Annotated in this window: 16 protein-coding genes and 1 riboswitch; of the genes, 5 read left to right on the top strand and 11 right to left on the bottom strand. The window is 43.7% G+C overall.

Translation table 11 applies throughout. From position 1 onward, the window contains the following. Window positions 1-21 precede the first annotated feature (21 nt). On the bottom strand, window positions 22-1137 hold the full coding sequence (locus H6F66_RS21440; protein ID WP_190425149.1) for a glycosyltransferase: 1116 nt from the start codon (window positions 1135-1137) through the stop codon (window positions 22-24). A 108-nt stretch (window positions 1138-1245) separates the two neighbouring features. After that, window positions 1246-2343 carry a polysaccharide pyruvyl transferase family protein gene (locus tag H6F66_RS21435; RefSeq protein WP_190425147.1) on the bottom strand — a complete coding sequence of 366 codons (1098 nt, stop codon included), beginning with the start codon at window positions 2341-2343 and terminating at the stop codon, window positions 1246-1248. Between the two features lie 263 nt (window positions 2344-2606). Here H6F66_RS21435 and hpsE point away from each other — a divergent pair, with 263 nt between their 5' ends. Beyond that, window positions 2607-3560: a hormogonium polysaccharide biosynthesis glycosyltransferase HpsE gene (gene hpsE / locus H6F66_RS21430; RefSeq protein ID WP_190425145.1), complete on the top strand. Its 954-nt coding sequence runs from the start codon at window positions 2607-2609 to the stop codon at window positions 3558-3560. A 286-nt stretch (window positions 3561-3846) separates the two neighbouring features. Here hpsE and H6F66_RS21425 read toward each other — a convergent pair whose 3' ends face one another. From H6F66_RS21425 to H6F66_RS21405, 5 genes are all read right to left on the bottom strand, one after another. Continuing rightward, entirely contained in the window at window positions 3847-4668 is an 822-nt protein-coding gene (locus H6F66_RS21425; RefSeq protein ID WP_242023801.1) for a PEP-CTERM sorting domain-containing protein, read from the bottom strand. 653 nt (window positions 4669-5321) lie between these two features. Next, window positions 5322-5990 carry a phycobilisome degradation protein NblB gene (gene nblB, locus H6F66_RS21420; RefSeq protein ID WP_190425143.1) on the bottom strand — a complete coding sequence of 223 codons (669 nt, stop codon included), beginning with the start codon at window positions 5988-5990 and terminating at the stop codon, window positions 5322-5324. A gap of 101 nt (window positions 5991-6091) precedes the next feature. Next, window positions 6092-6553 carry a CBS domain-containing protein gene (locus tag H6F66_RS21415; protein ID WP_190425140.1) on the bottom strand — a complete coding sequence of 154 codons (462 nt, stop codon included), beginning with the start codon at window positions 6551-6553 and terminating at the stop codon, window positions 6092-6094. 55 nt (window positions 6554-6608) lie between these two features. After that, window positions 6609-7667, bottom strand: coding sequence for a M20/M25/M40 family metallo-hydrolase (locus tag H6F66_RS21410; protein WP_190425138.1), 1059 nt, complete (start codon window positions 7665-7667; stop codon window positions 6609-6611). 151 nt (window positions 7668-7818) lie between these two features. After that, window positions 7819-8889, bottom strand: coding sequence for an SGNH/GDSL hydrolase family protein (locus H6F66_RS21405; protein ID WP_199295364.1), 1071 nt, complete (start codon window positions 8887-8889; stop codon window positions 7819-7821). Window positions 8890-9427: 538 nt separating this feature from the next. Here H6F66_RS21405 and H6F66_RS21400 point away from each other — a divergent pair. Both H6F66_RS21400 and H6F66_RS21395 read left to right on the top strand, forming a co-directional pair. Next, window positions 9428-9844: a BlaI/MecI/CopY family transcriptional regulator gene (locus H6F66_RS21400; RefSeq protein WP_190425258.1), complete on the top strand. Its 417-nt coding sequence runs from the start codon at window positions 9428-9430 to the stop codon at window positions 9842-9844. A gap of 5 nt (window positions 9845-9849) precedes the next feature. Further along, window positions 9850-10692, top strand: a complete 843-nt coding sequence (locus H6F66_RS21395) for a M56 family metallopeptidase (protein ID WP_190425134.1) — start codon at window positions 9850-9852, stop codon at window positions 10690-10692. Window positions 10693-10965: 273 nt separating this feature from the next. Here H6F66_RS21395 and H6F66_RS21390 read toward each other — a convergent pair whose 3' ends face one another. Next, a complete protein-coding gene (locus H6F66_RS21390) occupies window positions 10966-11625 on the bottom strand; it encodes a HupE/UreJ family protein (protein WP_190425131.1) in 660 nt (219 codons plus the stop codon). 70 nt (window positions 11626-11695) lie between these two features. After that, a riboswitch (cobalamin riboswitch) is annotated at window positions 11696-11844 on the bottom strand. Between the two features lie 101 nt (window positions 11845-11945). Between H6F66_RS21390 and H6F66_RS21385 the strand changes: the two genes are divergently transcribed. After that, window positions 11946-12380, top strand: coding sequence for a hypothetical protein (locus H6F66_RS21385; RefSeq protein WP_190425128.1), 435 nt, complete (start codon window positions 11946-11948; stop codon window positions 12378-12380). A gap of 62 nt (window positions 12381-12442) precedes the next feature. On the opposite strand, the gene H6F66_RS21380 is transcribed toward H6F66_RS21385, so the two are convergent. The 3 genes from H6F66_RS21380 to H6F66_RS21370 all read right to left on the bottom strand — a co-directional run bounded on the left by H6F66_RS21380 (window position 12443) and on the right by H6F66_RS21370 (window position 16419). Beyond that, complete coding sequence (locus tag H6F66_RS21380) at window positions 12443-13813, bottom strand: S-layer homology domain-containing protein (RefSeq protein ID WP_190425125.1); 1371 nt, start codon at window positions 13811-13813, stop codon at window positions 12443-12445. A gap of 151 nt (window positions 13814-13964) precedes the next feature. Next, a complete protein-coding gene (locus H6F66_RS21375; RefSeq protein ID WP_199295363.1) occupies window positions 13965-14834 on the bottom strand; it encodes an XDD3 family exosortase-dependent surface protein in 870 nt (289 codons plus the stop codon). Window positions 14835-15183: 349 nt separating this feature from the next. Continuing rightward, window positions 15184-16419: an RNA-guided endonuclease TnpB family protein gene (locus tag H6F66_RS21370; protein WP_190425123.1), complete on the bottom strand. Its 1236-nt coding sequence runs from the start codon at window positions 16417-16419 to the stop codon at window positions 15184-15186. 397 nt (window positions 16420-16816) lie between these two features. Here H6F66_RS21370 and lepB point away from each other — a divergent pair, with 397 nt between their 5' ends. Next, entirely contained in the window at window positions 16817-17383 is a 567-nt protein-coding gene (lepB, locus tag H6F66_RS21365) for a signal peptidase I (RefSeq protein WP_199295371.1), read from the top strand. Window positions 17384-17408 lie beyond the last annotated feature (25 nt).

Here is a 17408-nt window from a genome sequence, read left to right as displayed (position 1 = left end):
TGGGAACTTGGGAACTTGGGACTACTGACCAATTAGCTGCAAATACTCTGACACAGATCGTTCTATGCTAAAGTCTTGCGATCGCTTCCTCAACTGGGGCGCATCAATTGGATTTTCTAGAGCAAGTTGCATCGCTTGAGCTAATGCAGTAACATCTCCCACTGGCACCAAACGACCATATTTTCCCTCTGCCAAAATCTCACTAGGGCCATTCGGACAGTCTGTGGAAACCACCTGACAACCACAAGCGATCGCTTCAATCAAAACTGTCGGCAAACCTTCCCAACGAGACGACAGCACAAAAGCAGCCGCCCGACTCATATAAGCATAAGGATTTTTCACAAATCCCGGCAGAGAAACATCGTTTTCTAAACCCAACTCGACAACCAAAGCTTGTAACTTTTTTCGCAACTCGCCTTCTCCTAAAATTAACAACCGCACCTTTTGTTGTAACCGCAAACGAGCAAAAGAATGAAGCAAAGTTGGAAAATCTTTTTGTGTTGTTAGTCGTCCAACAGCTAATAGCACAGGTGGTTGATTTGCTTGAAACCAAGGATGCTCTAAAGGTGCTTGTGCATCTAGAAATAGATTGGGATCTACAACTGGGTTGTAAATCGCCTGCACTGTCCCCGGTTTCATGCTTAAATATGTTTCAAGCTCTTGCGCCATCCCTTTTGATACAGCTATAACTGCATCCGCTTGCGCGTAAAGCGATCGCCTGAATATCCTTAGCAGGGAACTGCTACTATTGGCTAGGGGCAGGTGTTCCACTAATGCTAAGCATACCGGAACGAAGGCTAAATTCCGCGCGATCGCCACAACTACATTAGTAAACACTAAGTGAGAAATTAATAAATCCGGCTTTTCTTCCCTTAAATAACGTACTAAAGGAGGTACAAGTTTTATCGCACTTTGCGTTTTGTAAGCAATTTTAGTTTTTAAATCAACTATTCTTACCTGCTTTGGAACATCTTTTATGTATGGTTTATCCAGGGCAAAATCTAATACTAAATCTGGCACATATCCTCGTATAACCAGCCCTTTTAACAAATTTATTACTACCTTTGTCATCCCCCCACCGCCAGCCGGATTCGCCAGAATAGCTATACGTACAGGTTTAGAAATAACAGCATTCATAATTTAATTATTAGCTATCTAGTATAACCCTAATCTTTTGTAGCCTCTTGTAGGCTGGATTTCCCTATGGCTCAGCCGAATCTTAGTATCTCCTGCAATTGAAAATAGCTATAACATCCCTCTCGGAAATAGTTCCATAACCTCTTTTGCAGTAGATTTTATTTCTCCTGGTTCTTTAACAAATCTGCAAAAAGGAATAAGTTTAGTCCAACTCTCATAAAATCCTTCATTTTTGTAATAAGAATTAGGCAAAAATATATGAGGAATGCCTAATAGAATACAAAGAATATGACCGTGCAAGCGATTGGTAATAATTAGACGATGTTGATAAAATTGATAAATTCCACTATGGATAAAACTCCACGATTTGCGGTGAATAGCAGAATTATACATCCCGTTGAATTTCGCGATATATGGATGGGATTGTTGCCATTTTTGCCGGGATATCCAGTCGTCAGGAGTTTTTAAACCTCTTTGCCAGAATTCTCGAACAAGTGTAGCTATACTTTGATTAAATTTAGAGTCTGGATGTCCATACACCCACTTGAATGAAACCCAGTCTTGTACAACTAAATTTGGTATAGCGATCGCATCTGGAGAAAATTTCTCATTCAGCTCTCTGTCTTGTCTGTAGAGATATAATATTGAGTCTTTAGGTTTATAATTTAATTGTAACCCAGGCATTCCCAGCATTTCAAATGCCATGTCAGGCGCTTTAATTACCTGAGCGTTACAGAAATTTTCAATAGCGATTTTATGGCTATAATTATCGCGAGTAAATAAAATTAAATTTGGATGCTGGTTAATTACTTCCGCTGACCTTTTTAAGTTATCTGGATTAGCAAAGTATATGCTTTGAGGTAAAATTATAATTGGTTTATCTTTGTATTGAGTAATTATTTTTTCTCGAAACTTTTGTATATTAGGCCAGAGATCGCCAAAATTACCGCCACCACTGAGGAAAATAGGAGCATTTTCAACCTCTTTTTCCATTGCTTCTCCAGAAAAATTTGTGAGATTGGCGACGTATTTAATTTTTGTCTTTAAAATATCATTTAAGTAAAGTATAGTCCCCATCCATATGAGATGGTCGCCTAGATTTAAGTAGTTAGGATAGTCTAGTAAGGCACACTCTTCAAATCTTTCTAGTTTAGCCAAGGATTTATGCAGAATATCTCTAAGGTTTTCAGGAGGGGAAACATTCATATATGTGTGATTTTTGTTGAGGCACTACGTTTTGATATCGCTGTCAGGCAGGCTGGCACTTATTGTAGATGGTTTTGGTTTGCTGACTAACGAATAATATAAACCAATAAAACTTAAGTAAAAAATATATTTAATTTTTTGAATTAAAAAGATATTACTTTTAGCTAAGTAGGCAGGATTGATAGTTAACAGATTATAATATAGTAGAGTTCAGAAAGCTTTGTATCGTGTAATTCCCGTTAAACAACAGTTATTTTTTCATAATGGTTGACTTTACGGTAGCAATCTGTACTCACAACGGAGAAAATCGGTTACCAGAAGTTTTGGAAAGACTGCGATCGCAAATTCATACAGAGCAGATTTCCTGGGAAATTCTTGTAATCGACAACAACAGTACTGATCGTACAGCAAAAGTTGTTCAAGACTACCAATCTAACTGGTCTTCAGCGTATCCAATAGCCTACAGTTTTGAACCTCAAAAAGGACTGGCATTTGCCAGACAACGAGCCGTTACCGAAGCTAAAGGCAGATTCATCGGGTTTCTCGATGACGATAACTTACCGAACCCTGAATGGGTTGCAGTAGCTTATAGTTTTGGTCAGGAGCATCCAAAAGCTGGAGCCTACAACGGTTGCATCAAGGGTGACTTTGAGGTTAATCCTCCTGAAGATTTTGAAAAAGTAGCCTGCTTCCTAGCAATTGTAGATCGCGGCTCAAAAGCATTTATATATGAACGTTATAACAAAATGTTGCCTCCTGGTTCAGGATTAGTCGTCCGCCAGCAAGCATGGCTTGAAAATGTACCTAGCCAACTTATTCTCAAGGGGAGAGTGGGGGAATCCATGTTAGCTAGTGAAGACTTAGAAGCACTCTCATATATTCAGAATGCTGGTTGGGAGATTTGGTACAACCCACAGATGCAGATTGCTCATAAAATTCCCCATTGGCGAATGGAGCGAAACTACTTAATCTCTGTTGTACGCGGGATTGGCTTAGCTCGACACCATATCCGCATGATTCGGCTAAAAGTTTGGCAGAGACCTTTTGCTTTTCCCATCTATATCATTAACGATTTGCGGAAATTCATCTACCTGTTCGTCAAGTATCAAGTAGTTCAGAAAGCAGATATTGCTGCTGCTTGTGACATGGAGTTTTCACTGAGTAGTTTAATCAGTCCTTTTTACCTGTGGAGTCAATCTTTGAAGACAAGAAAGTAGGGTGGTTTCTTCCCACCCTACTTTCGCTGGTTGAGTGATGAATCAAAGATAGCTCTTGCCCAAACCGCCCTCACCCCAGCCCTCTTTTACAGGGAGAGGGGACAAGATTCGGATTGACTCCCCTCTCCCTGAGGGATAGGGATTGGGGGTGAGGGCGATAGAGTTTTGTCAATCAATCACCCTACATTAGATTCGCTTGCTTGAGAAATAATCTCAAAAAAACAGGGCAAGAAACATACTTCTGCTTCTTACCCCAATTATATTTAATTTGCTTGAGAATTCAAAACTAGCTAGCTTGGCTACGTTTGCGACGACGAGAAGCAACTAACAACCCACCTACAAGTCCCAGACCAGCAAGAGTTGTTGGTTCAGGAACGGAAGCTGAAGCTGTTTTGGCTCCTGCTAGAGCAAAGTCACTGTATCTGTAACTTCTTCCAGCTTCCTGGGGAGATGTCAATACAATGCTGGAAACTGCTGTATTTCCGAAAGGATTCACAATACTGTACAAGCCGCCGCCAGACTTATTAGAGGGGCTTAATGCGGTGACTAACTGCTCTATACCGTTCCAGTTCCACTGAGCCTGAGTAGCACTAAGAACCTTTAGGGTTCCAGTAAACCCACCTGCTGTAACTTGAGCAACTTCATTGAGGAAGTCGCCGAACTCGCCTTTCTGGTACAGGAAAGACAAATCGAGGGATTCAAATATTGTAGGTTTCTCAACCGATAAGGTGAGGGTTTCGCCGAAGTCAGTTTCTTGCTGACTTCCAAGATTTGCTTTGCTGGAATCGTTGTATACACCTACACCCTTGACCCCATTAACTTCTTTCTTGGTCAGTTTCGCACCACCGGAAACCGGGTTAGTTGCACCAGCTGTAAGTGTAATCCCGTCAGCAGTGGTGCATGAAGTAGGACCAGCAGAAGCCGTATTGTTACCGAGATTCTCCAGGGGAACAGCCGCGCAGGTTCCCAAATCAGCACCGGAATTAAAGTTAAATGCTTGGGCGGGAGCTACGGAGAGCGCGAGGGCGCTGCTAGCGAGTAAACCAACGATAGTTGAAGCTTGTTTGAGTTTCATGAGGTTCTGTTTGAGGATCGAGGTGGTTTTCAAGATTTCAATCTCCGCCTATTTAGCGTTTGAGTTGAGTGACTATTTTTTAGTAGAACCGGACAAGTTGCTTGAGTGTTAAGGATGATTGTGTTGGAAACTACTTAAGCACCTGATGGACGAAACTCAGTTATCTAAGGGATCACTCTAGCTTTGAATTCTCAACTCAGTAGGTCGCGTAAATAAGCTTGATTGCTTTGGTTATTCTCACTATAGGGGTTACTACTAGAGGTTGGCAAGAATGCGGAGGTAACTTCACTTACTCTTCAAGATGTTTCGTACTTCGGGGAGATTTTTATAAAGTTGGGGTAAAAGGAAGATGAAATAAGTCAATATTTAATTATTTCAATTTTCCTTGTTTGGGAATAAATAAAATTAATAAAAATATCCGTCAAATTACTGATGCTCAAATCATATTTTTTCGGAGAATACTGAGATATTTGCTCAACGAGTAACTGTAATTAAAAATTTCTATGGGAAAATACTTAATTAGATAGCTGCAAAAACAGGCGAAGCACTTGTACCCAAGTTTGGAGATTAAGCTCTGGTTAACTTGGTAAATGCTTCGCCCTAGCTGTGAAAATAAACTTTTTTAGGTTAGTATACGCTTGCTCAAATCGGTGCGCTCGGCAACACTACAAATGCTATTAGACAGGCTAAGAGACGGAGTTTAAAGAAGTTTTAGCTTCTTCGGCTACTTGCTCGACTTGATCATTTGCCAAAGCTTCTAATGTAGAGCGTGCCTCTGATCCGCCTAGCCTGTGGAGCGCCTGTACTACTCGGTAGCGGATTTGCCAGTCTGGATGGGTAGCATAGGGAACGATGAGGGAAACTGCTCGCGGATCTCCCAGTTCTCCTAGTGAGGAGATAGCAGCTGTTTGTACCAGGTCATTATCGGAGGTGAGGGCTTCTTGTAACAGGTCAAAAGCTCGCTCGTCGCCCATTTCTCCCAAGGCGGCAATAATGCTGAATTTGACGAGCCATTCAGGGCTTTGTTGGTAAACTTGCTGCAAGTCTAAGAAGGCATCTTTTAGCTTCAGCGCTCCCAGTGCATCAGCAGCAGCAGCTTGTACGTCGGCTTCAGGGTCGTTGAAGAGGCGATCGCGTAATATTGTTAAACTTTTTTGTAAATCTTGGTGTCCCAGCGTATCCATCTGGCTGACAGCTGCATATCGAACTCTGGTATTGCTGTCAGTAACAACAGGTTGAATTAGTTCAAATGCGATCGCCACTTCTAACTGGCGCAACTGGTTAACCGCACGGATGCGATCGCCAAAATTATCTGAACCCAGCAATTCTTTAACAGACTCAGGGGTAATGCTCATTATTATTTGTTGTTAGTTGTCGTCGATGTTTGAAGGTTGGATTAAAACGTTGGGTAGGGATTTTACTTTCCTACTCTTAGGGTGAGTAATGACTATAGGTACTACATTTCTGCCGCCATTGCCCGCACAATATCCCCACGAGTGAGGATGCCAATCACTTGCTCTGATTGATCAATCACTGGCAAACGGCGCACATTTCGCTCGTGCATTAGTGCGGCGGCTTCCCGCAAAAATTTATCAGGTGCAATTGTAATTGCATCAGAGGTCATTACTTCCCCGACTGTTTGCCCCAGCGCCTTATGCAGTTCTCGTTCGTAAGTGCCTGGGTTTTGCAGATAAATCACACTGTCTAGAAACATGATGTAAGCGGGGGGAGTCACCCCTGTTTCTTGCCACATCAAGTCGGTTTCTGAGAGTACCCCCACCAATTTTCCATTCTCATCCACCACTGGCAGACCGCTGATGCGTCGTTCTGCCAGGATTTGGATAGCCTCTTTGAGAGGCGTGTCAGTCCGCACCAAAATGGGGTCGCGGCTCATAACGTCGGCTACAGTTTTCGACATACGTGGCTAACATCTGTCACAGGATGGCTAGCTTCATTGTAGGTAATTGCGGGGATCAATAGCTATTGGCAAATTCTGTTTCGCAGTAGGCGCAAAGGATATGGGTGCAGTTAGCGATCGCTCCCAAATGAGCAATCTCGTAACCGTGCGTGTTTTGCGTCGCAAAGGAGAGACAAGCTGCACGAGCAACATGACCGAACTTCATCGCAATTGAGGCATCGCTGCCAAAACCACTCAACGTCGCCAATTGCACCGGAATAAACAACTTTTGCGCTACTTGCCGTATCTGCCAATTCAGCGTTTCATCATAGATGCCATAGCCATCCTGAGAAAGCAATACTGGCGCTACTCCGTCTGCAACTGGGTATTCCGGCGACAATGGGCAGATTTCCAAGGCAATCAAAGCATCTACGTGCTGCTTCTGGGTAAAGTACATCGCGCCAATTGCGCCAACTTCTTCTTTAGCAGAAGCCACCAAATAAACATCAACTGCTGGCTTTTTTACAGTTTCCGCCAGCGCCAACAAAATCGCCACAGATGCCTTATTATCCAGCGTATAACTGGCAATCCAATCCTTCATTCTGACCGGGCGCTTGCGATGCTTCCCGACTACCATTCGGGTTCCCGGTCGAATTCCTGCTACTTCTAGTTCTGGGAGAGTGCATTTAGTTTCCACCCAGGCATCTTCCCAACGCACCGGAGTATCTTCTTGCTGGGACTTTTGGGGGGATTCGTGGGAAATGTGACGCGATCCAAAAGAGAGAATTCCGGTAATCGTTTGCTCGTCTCCGAGTAAGTCTACAGCGCCTTCGCCATAAACCCAAGGAAACGCGCCTCCAAGACGGCGAACTTCTACCCGTCCCTCCTTGCCAACTTGTTTGACGATGCCACCAATTTCGTCTTTGTGGGCGGTGATAGCGATCGCTTTTTGTGGATTTTGTCCCGCAATCTTGGCAATTACATTACCTGCACTATCCTGCCAAACTTCCACGCCAGCCGTCTGAAATCGCCTGATTAACAGCTGGTCAATTTCTCCCTCAGCGCCGCTGGGAGAATGGTGCAGCACTAATTCTTCAATCGTTTGGAAAAGATTGTCGTAATCCAACAAAGTCATGCTTACAAGTAAAAACGCCTGACAACTAAAGTTAAGGGCGAACAAACAAAGCCTAGACGGTGCGTCGGCTTTATTCTAGCCGTTGCGTTGACAGGCTTTGTTTTTGGAGCATCGCGTTGCCAAAAATGGGATGCTTCTACCCATTTAACATTTATACTTCAGTCGCACCTACTCTGACTTTTTTCTGTTTACCTTTCAACACCGAACCCGCACCTAAAGCACCAAAAGCTAATATACCCAGCGCCGAAGCCGGTTCTGGAACGCTCTTTCCAGGTTCGGTTGGTGCTGTCAACCTTGAATAGGCTAATTCTCCCAGTATCTTATGAGTCGCAGTTGAAGGATGGATCTGATCCCAAAACAAATACTCGTTAGGATTCGTACATTGAGGGTTGAATAAACAACGGTCAGTGACATTCGTGAAATTATATTTTGCTGGATTAGCGATCGCGTCATTAAATGCCGAATTAAAATCCAGGGAAATTAGGTTAACATCGGGCGCTAAATCGTCACTCAAATTATCCAGAGTTTTGAACAAACTGGAGTTATGTTTTTTGGTTAAAGCGTTGAGCCTATCAGCATCCGGAGTTCCGGAGGTTAGTGGCAGTTTGCCCAAATCTGGCAAGTTAACTACCATAATATTTTTAGCTTCCAGTGCAGCCAGGGATCTAACCGCAGAGGTTATGTTTTCGATGGTTTTGTCAGGTTCTGTATAAGGCTTAAAACTGCTTTGTGTAGGCAAGTAATCATTAGCCCCAGCCAAGACTATATAAAGAGCATTTTTGTCAGCAGTCTGAGAAGCTGGTATCAGATTGTCAAAAAATCCAATCTGTTGCTGCAATCCTGGTAAAAGAGGAAAAATAGTGTTATCAGTTCCTGTAGTAGCACCACTGAAAGCAAAGTTTATGCCTTGAATTGGCTGAGTACCCAAAGTGGGATCGGTGTACGGAGTCAGGCTTAAACCTAAATCTTGGGCGAGATAATCTACCCATACCGGGCCATTGGAAAAACGTCCATTAGAGTAGAAAAGGCTAGGAGGAATGATTGGGAAATTGGGATTGCTGGCGTTTAGAGCCGTGGACACATTGAAAACATTACCTGTGTCCGAGATACTGTCACCAAATATGTAAAGCCCGCTAAATAATGTTGCTGCCGTTGCCTTCAGCGGCAACATGAAAGATAAGAGGAAAAATCCTGCGGCGAGAATTTGTTTTTGCATGGTCATTTATCCTTCCTTTATTTTCTGCTGGTCTTTAACTCTAAAACTTTTTCTGTGTATTTGCACACAGTAAATACATAGTTAGTGTGAATTCTCTGTAAAGTTTTTACTAATTTCAGAAAAAACCGGGGTAGCGAAAAGATTACGGAGATCGGTCACGCCTGAGCTTTTAAAACGAAACCCAGCGCACTTATTGGGTAAAGCTATAGCAGTCCTAGATGTTTCGTGAAGGCGAGATAGCCGACTTCGTAAGAGAAGTCGGCTATCTGAAGGGCTGGCTCAAAACTCTGCCGAGGATTGCTATATAACGCCTAAACAAGTTGTGAAATATATCTTCTTTTGTAGCGCTTCCGCGTCACGAGAGCGACAGGCTATGAGAGCCTATCCTACAGGTTACATAAGAAGGGTTGATTATACTGGGACTAATTTATTTAGAAATAAGTTGCTCTTGGGAATTAACATTTAAGACAAATGGTACAATTATTAACTAATTGTGATTAGCAACCATTACCGACAAGATAACTATTTAATTGGATTTGATAATATGGCTTCGATGCCCAACTACCGCCCTAAACAAATGTCCTTGGGGCCTTTGGAAAGAGAGATTTTGAGTATCATTTGGGAACTTGGTTCTGCCACCGTTAAGGACGTACACGAACGCATTTTGGCAGATCCTGAGCGAGAGTTAGCTTATACTTCAGTCACAACGGTACTGCGTCGCTTGACTGAGAAAGGTTGGCTTGCGTGTGATAAAAAAGAACGAACATTTTCTTGGCGAGCTTTAGTTTCTCGCTCCCAGGCGCAGGTAATAGAAGCTCACGATCAGTTACACAAATTTTTGGCAGTGGGAAACCCCGATGTCGTCGCCGCCTTCGCAGATAGTCTCGACTCTGCCAGTTTAGAACAAATAGAAGCGATCGCGCTTCGTCTGGCGGCTGCACGTCAAGCTAGAGAGGAGTAAAAGTAATGCACTTAGTGATGATTCTTTTTGCGCTCTTGTTGGTTTGGTTTCTGAGATGGCGATGGTCTTATCCTGTAGGAAATTGGCAAGAACGTTGGCAAACAGCGCTTTGGTCATTTCTGTTTGGGCCACTGTTACTAATCATGACAGCGATCGCGCTGCTGTGCATGGGTGCCAACGGACAAATGGGAGGGTTGCAAACCGGATGGTTCAGCTATTCTCTGGCTCTAAGCTTTCTAGGGTATGCTGTCGTTTTATGCCTCAAATTAGCAATTGAGGGATGGCGTTCTGTGCGACAAACACGCACTTATCCCCAAATCGAACTTGACGGCACAGTTCGTTTTCTCGACGCGAACGTTCTATTTAGCGCCCAGGTTGGTTTCTGGGAACCGGAATTAGTCGTTAGCCGGGGATTATTGGAAATGTTGGATACGGAGCATCTCGATGCTGTAATTGCCCACGAGCAAGGGCATCATTATTATCGGGATACCTTTTGGTTTTTCTGGCTCGGATGGATGCGATCGCTTACATCTTTTCTACCGAATACAGAAAGTTTGTGGCAGGAACTTTTGCTTTTGCGCGAACTACGAGCCGATAGATGGGCGGCACAAAAGGTAGATTCTTTAGTGTTAGCTGAATCTCTGCTTTGGGTGGGAAGCTGTCCACCGATTCAATCAGATAATTTCTGTGCTGCTTTCAGTTCTGTGGCACCACCAAATCGGTTGACGGAGCGCATAGAAGCGCTTCTCTCACAAGAACCATTGCCACGATGCCCTAATAATATGTGGTCTTGGAAGTGGTTAGTTTTGGCGTTTCTGCCTCTGGTTAGTTTGCCATTTCACACATAATTTGTAGGTCGAAATATAAGAACCTCTCCTCGCCTGCGGCTGTGGCTCCCCGGTTAGCAGCAGGGTGGTTTCATACAACCCTTAGAAAATATCGAAAATTGCGACATTTTGTAGGGGCATGGCATTGCCATGCCCCTACCGCCAACCAAAATCAACTGCCTCCTCGCAAGCGAGGTGGGGTTCCGGGTTCCAGAAAATTACGGGTAATCAACCAGACTTGATATCAATTGTCAATTTGTCAAGTTGAAACGTTCAAACGTCATTTAATAATGACTAACTAATTGACGACGCGAGGAATACAACACCAATTGAAGATATAACTAAACCAGCGAGTTGCAGAAAGGATAAACGTTGAGTGTTAAATTTCTGGGTCGCCGCACTACCAAACCGGAAAGCAGCAAAAGCAACGCCATACTGAATTAAAGTAAAACCCAGTAAGTAGGCAAATAACTCAGTCATCCCAGCACCGATAATCGCCTCACCATAAGCGTAACCGTGAAACAAACCCGCGATCGCACCCAAAACCATCTGTAAAATCCAGTTAGGTTTATTTTGTTTTACCAGCATCGCCCCAAATGCGATCGCGCTTACAGCAATAATTATCTCTGCTACTGGTAAATCAACGCTCAGTAAATGAATCCCAGTTCCTACCATTGCTGCTAGAACAAATCCCGCTGGTATCAGTGCGCCCTGCACTTGTCCAACCGCCAGTAACCCAATAGCAATCACAAAAGCAAAATGATCCAAGCCAATCAGCGGGTGCGCCAGCCCTGAGAGGAACCCTTCAAAGAAATTAGAAGGTACGTTACCGCCCATAGAATGGTGAGCATAAGCAGGCTTTTGGGCAATTAAACAGCCAACCCCGATTAAAGCAGCGACGCTTGTGTATCTTGGCAGTAGCTTGAAGAAATTAAAGTGTTTAATTTTAGTCATAATCTGTACCTCGCAGATGTATCAAATTCTTTACTGTTGATTGGTAATTAGGAATTGGGAATTTTCCCCAGTCCCTTTATCTCCCATCGGTGGGCATTCTGACTTAGAGGCTGTAACTAATGCCTCATCACAGCTGCGGGACAGCGCCGGACTTGCACCGAACTTTCCCCTTAACTCTGGTGGCTGCTCCTCACCAGAACCGATTGAGCAGAGCAATCATATCACTTCAGGGTTGGCATTTGAAAAAATGTCTGTAAAATTAACTGCAAAGACCGCAAAACCGCCAGAGAGAACGAACTTTATTTGAGGAGTGAGCGAATATGTGCGTAACTTGTCTTGTTACTTCCGCTTTAATGTTCTTTACACCAAGTGTTTCTGACGTGCCTTCATTGGCAGGGAATCAAGTTGCATTAGCTCAAAAAACCCAAGCCGCCATCACTCAGCTAGTTAAAAATCTGCCTAATTCCTCAGAAATTAGCCTACTTCGAGATGGATTAGAAGTGTTACAAGTAAAATTAGCTAAAGCCAAAAATGATGTGGAAGCTCAAGCCATCCTTGATACTGAGTTGGATGTTTTAAATAAGCGCATTAATGCCGATCCCAACTCTTGGAAAATCAATGAGGCGCTGGAGGAAATTCTGATAATTGATGACAACGATCAACTTATTAAAAGTTTAAAATTGCCTACAAGTAAAACTAAAAATTTGCAACCTGTGCCTAAATCTCAAGGCATGAATTGGGGTTGGTTGCGTTAGAAGGTAACTGAAAGGGGAGCGCACCTCAATGAAAGAGGTGGCTCCCCAACCTACATCACTATTTACTGCTGATTTGGAGAACTTAAAGGTGTAGGTGATGGCTGGCTTTGTTGACGCTGACTCTGCAAAGCATCTTGAGCTGATATTCCTTCACCTTCAGCGCCAAAGTACCACAGAGCCGCCGCCGCCTCAGCACGAGTTACAGGTTTTTTCGGCTGAAACAACGTCGTATACCCAAAAACTCGCCGGATATTCGCTAAATCTCCATTCTGGAAATCTGCCAACACCGCCCGTAAAGCCTTGGGTTCAGTTTTCCCTGCATCCTGAAATCCCCACGTTTGCTTTACCGCGTCAACTGAAGCTGTGGGTAAAGAAGAGCGCGTATCTAGAGGCACTTTCCAGAGAATCAGATTTTCGCGGGTTAGAGGTGCATCCGGGCGAAATAAAACAGCAGTAGCATCACCTGTCAATCGACTGGGAATTAACCCCGACTCCGCTAAACCTTGAATAGCTGAAAAATCTGGGTTATTTCGGGGAATATCTTGAAAAGCTGGTTGAGCGCTATCTGATGCCAAACGGATTTGTTTGCCTGGATTATTGGCATGAATTTGATTATTAACTGCAACCAGCCACCGCGCAAATTGTCGGCGGGTGATAGTTTTATTCGGTTCAAACTGTCCGCTGGCAGTTGGGTTATTTTTGGAGCCAACCGACTCTTGAGTAAGTACCCCCAATGCTGCTAAGTCTTCTACGTACTGACGTAATTCTTGGGGTGCTTTATTTATATCAGTGAATACTGATGAGCTAGTTGAGGGCGCGGGATTTTCACTAGCTGGCTGAGTGAAAATATCTTTTAAATTACTTCCCTGCGGTATTGTGGCAACGCTGGCATCGCGGCTATAGCTGATTGTAAATTCTGTGGCTATGTCTGAATTGTTACCAACAGCGGATTGAGTGGGCGTAGGCGTGGGGTTGCTAGTGCCAGAAACTGACTGGACGGACACCGTAACTTGCAGGTTATTCTGACGAGCGACCAATGTGTTTTCGATGCCACCTGTTTCGGACTCGCTGACCAAATCCCAGTTATTAGATTGAAACTGTTGCTGGTAAAAGCTTAGAACTGAGTTACTGGGGGCATCGGTTGTAAAACGGGCTGTCTGACCTTGACCAGAGTCAGGTGTCGCTGGTCTGACTTCTTGCACCTGAGCATCTGAATAAATGGGTATTTCTGCGGGAAAACCTGCCAGTTTATCGTTCTGAGGATTGTTGGAAGCAGGCGTTCCCAGAGTAATAGGGTTTTCTTTAAGTTTAGGGTCTGCTGCGAGCGATCGCTCAAGCGCTTCCCGATTAGCACTGTTGGCGCAAGCACTTAAGGAAATCAACAAGCAACCGATTAACCCGACACGTATAGCAAGACGTTTATGAAGCAACACAGCACACTAGAAAACAACTCTTTCTTCCTACGCTAACGCATATCGTAAAGCTGGTTTCCTCTGTGTGTGTTTAAGGGCAGATAAGTCAAATGCCAAAAACCGGGTAACTTTTAATTTACCGGGTTTCTAGGTTTTCGGTTTCTTAAGAAGCTTAATTTACACTCACCCTCACCCGGCGACGCTTGCGTAGTTGAGAGCCACCCACAACTAAACCTACTACAGCAAGACCTCCAAGCCCAGTTGGTTCTGGCACATCTTTAAGTTCTCCCGCCAGTGCAACGCCATCATTAGCACACTCTACAAACACATGAGCTAAGTAGTCACCGCTATCAAAGAGAGATTTACTAAACTGGAAACCAATGGTTTCAGTGCCGCTAGCAGCGAAGTGGGCAAAGTCAAGTCCAGCAGCAGTCAAAGCCCCGGCGGTGAGCATAGTAATATCGCCCACTTTTGTACCTGAGCCAATTACATTGAGAACTGAGCCTTGACCGAGATATCCATAGGCATCAGCTTTGGTTGGCAAATCGGTGCCTAGAGTATTGGTTTTATACCATCCAGCATCATTGTATTGCTGCAAACTGCTGTATCCATTATTGATTCCAGTAACGCTAGTTGCCTGGACATTTTTGTAAACGCCAGTGCTGGAAGCATTAGAATCGTTTGTCCCTGCAAAGCGAATCCCAAACAAACTTTTTGCATCACTAGCAGTTTGAAAATTATTACCCGTAAAGTTGAAGAACAAGTCGCCCCAGCCGATGTTTTTGTCAACAGCAGCACTGGCGTAAGTGCCTGTCAATGGCATACCACCAGTCAGCGCTACAAAAATGCTGTCAGCGGTTTCCTTAACTGCTATGCTTTTGATGTCATAAGCCGAGCCACCAGAGCCATCATTGAAAGCATCAATACTATAGTTCCAATTTTGATATAACGTTCCCGCATTAGCTTGTTGTCCAGTTATAGAAATCAGTCCTAGACTCGCAGCCATACCAGCAATTAAAGTAGCAATATTCCGTAGTTTCATAGAATAGACAAACCTTTGTTTGGGTTAAATTTATCTAATTAAATTTATAACCTTAATTTATTAATTAATCCATAAAGATTAAATCAAGATTGGCTAATGTTGAACTAAGGAATTACTAAAAAATAAACTGTATTTATACGTAAGTAACAAAAAAGAATATCAAGATATTTTGGGAATTTTTACTGGGGCTTGGGCAATACTGGAGGGATAGAAGCTTAAAATATTAAATTTTGCCTACGTTGAGGCACCTCAACCCAACTTACAATTATTTCTAACCCTCTCGTACTTGGCTTAAGTGAAGATTGACATACTCCCCGACCGTAAACGGTCGGGGATTCTAATTCCTGGTTCACAGAAATCCGCTTACTGTAGAAGGTTTCCCTTCTGCAATAGAGGCGGTCTTCTCCCCAGGCTTTCCCTCTTGTGAGGCAGATCCCTTTTGCCCAAAGGTACTGTTTTGCCATTCTATGCCTAGAATCCCCATACCCTTTTTGAGGATATTTATTGCTGCATTTCTATCACGGCAAATCTCAATACTACATGAGGGACATGAATGAGTTCTGGTACTTAATGACTTTTTCACTCTCCAGCCACAATTAGAACAATCTTGAGATGTATAGTGGGGTGAAACTGCCACTACCGCTTTATCCCAGATTCTCCCGTAGTAGTCTAACCATTGAGTGAACTGATACCAACTAGCATCCTGAATTGATTTAGCCAAGCGATGATTCTTGACCATGTTGGCAATCTTCAAATCCTCATAGACAATCACATCGTTAAAGTGAACTACGCATCGGGCAAGCTTTATCGCCCAATCTTTACGCTGCCTGGAGGTTTTAAGATGAACTCTACCTAGTCGTTCTCGTGCTTTATGGTAGTTGTTTGATTGCGGTTTTGCACCTTTTACAAACTTTTTACTTAACCGTCTTTGAGCTTTTTTTAGTCGGCGCTCAGACTTTCTCAAAAACTGGGGATAGATAACAGCATTATCGTTCTGGTCTTTGGTGAAGTATTTTAACCCCAGATCCAAGCCGACAACATTGCCTGTGTATTCCCCTGATTCTTTCCGGTCAGCATCAAAGCAGAATTGAGCATAATACCCATCTGCCCTACGCACAACACGCACGCGGTTAATTTTAAGGGTGTGAAGGTCAATCCTTGTTGCTTTATTGCAGTATAGAGATAAAGTCCCAATGTCGAAGCCATCCGTGAAGTTAATACTTTCACAATCTTGGGCTAGCTTCCATCCGGAGACTTTGTATTCTACAGAACGACCATGTTTTTTAAATTGGGGATAACCTTTCTTTTTATCGCCCTTTTTACATCGGGAGTAGAAGTTAGAAATAGAAGCCCAAGCACGTTCCGCACTGGCTTGTCTGGCGGCTGAGTTTAACTTTTTGGCGAAAGGAAACTTGGCGGCTAAATTTTTGCACAGTGAGTACAAATCGGCTTTACTTACACCTCGGTTATCCATCCAGTACCGGATTGCCTTGTTTCTAATGAATTGGGCGGTACGAACAGCATCATCAAGAGCTAAGTATTGCTCTTTTGTTCCGTTTTTTAACTTGGCTTCTCTAACTAACATGATGTGATTTTACGGCACAATATTGCAGATAAAACATTAAGATAAATAAAAGCCGCCTTGAAAGTGCGGGGCTTTAAACCCATTATTTTGGTAAAACAAAAAGAGTATTTGAAGGTTGAGAAATATTACAGCCTGCTGTAATCCAATGGATCTAAACCAGAGGTCGCGTGGTATGTTGGCTTTTGACCAAAATCGGTCAGACTGTTTTTATGGCTCTTAACGCCAAATATTTTTAGCTGAAACTTCTATGACATCTGAGGAAAAAGATTTTGCTACATCGAGTGCGGCGGAAGTGGAGCTTCCGGCTGTAGCTAAGGGGGATGCTGCTGCTGATGATGGAGTCAATGTGAAGCTAAGGGAATCGAACCTTGTTAAAGCAGTAGACTCGAAGGGTGTAATGCCCGGCGGAAATACGGGTAAGACTTCGCTAAAGTTGCGGATATGGCAGCAAGTGGCGGAAAACCTGCAAATTTTGCTGATTGCCCTTTGTTTGGCGCTGTTGATTCGGACGTTTGTGGCAGAACCTCGCTATATTCCTTCTGATTCTATGCTGCCGACGTTGCAAGTGGGCGATCGCTTGGTGGTAGAAAAAATCTCTTACCGTTTTCACGCACCTAACCAAGGTGATATTGTCGTCTTTGACCCTCCCCAAAAATTACAAATTCAAGGCTACGCCAAAGACCAAGCCTTCATTAAACGAGTGATTGGCACGCCCGGTCACGTTGTTAAAGTTAAAAATGGCAAGGTCTACCTGGATAACTCTCCGCTACAGGAAGACTACATCGCAGAACCTCCAGAATATAACTGGGGGCCAGGGGTGGTGCCTGAAGGCCAGCTGTTTGTCATGGGAGATAATCGTAATAACAGCAATGACTCCCATGTTTGGGGATTTTTGCCTCAGAAAAATGTCATTGGTCGCGCCTTTTTCCGTTTCTGGCCCGCCGGCCGCATTAGTCGTGCTTGATGGTCAGGCCAAAATACCCGACGGC

It is taken from the genome of Trichocoleus sp. FACHB-6 (assembly GCF_014695815.1).
In the GTDB taxonomy this organism is placed as follows: Bacteria; Cyanobacteriota; Cyanobacteriia; order Cyanobacteriales; family FACHB-T130; genus Funiculus; species Funiculus sociatus.
Note: the sequence above shows the minus strand (reverse complement) of the source record. Positions and strands in the feature narration are given on the sequence as shown.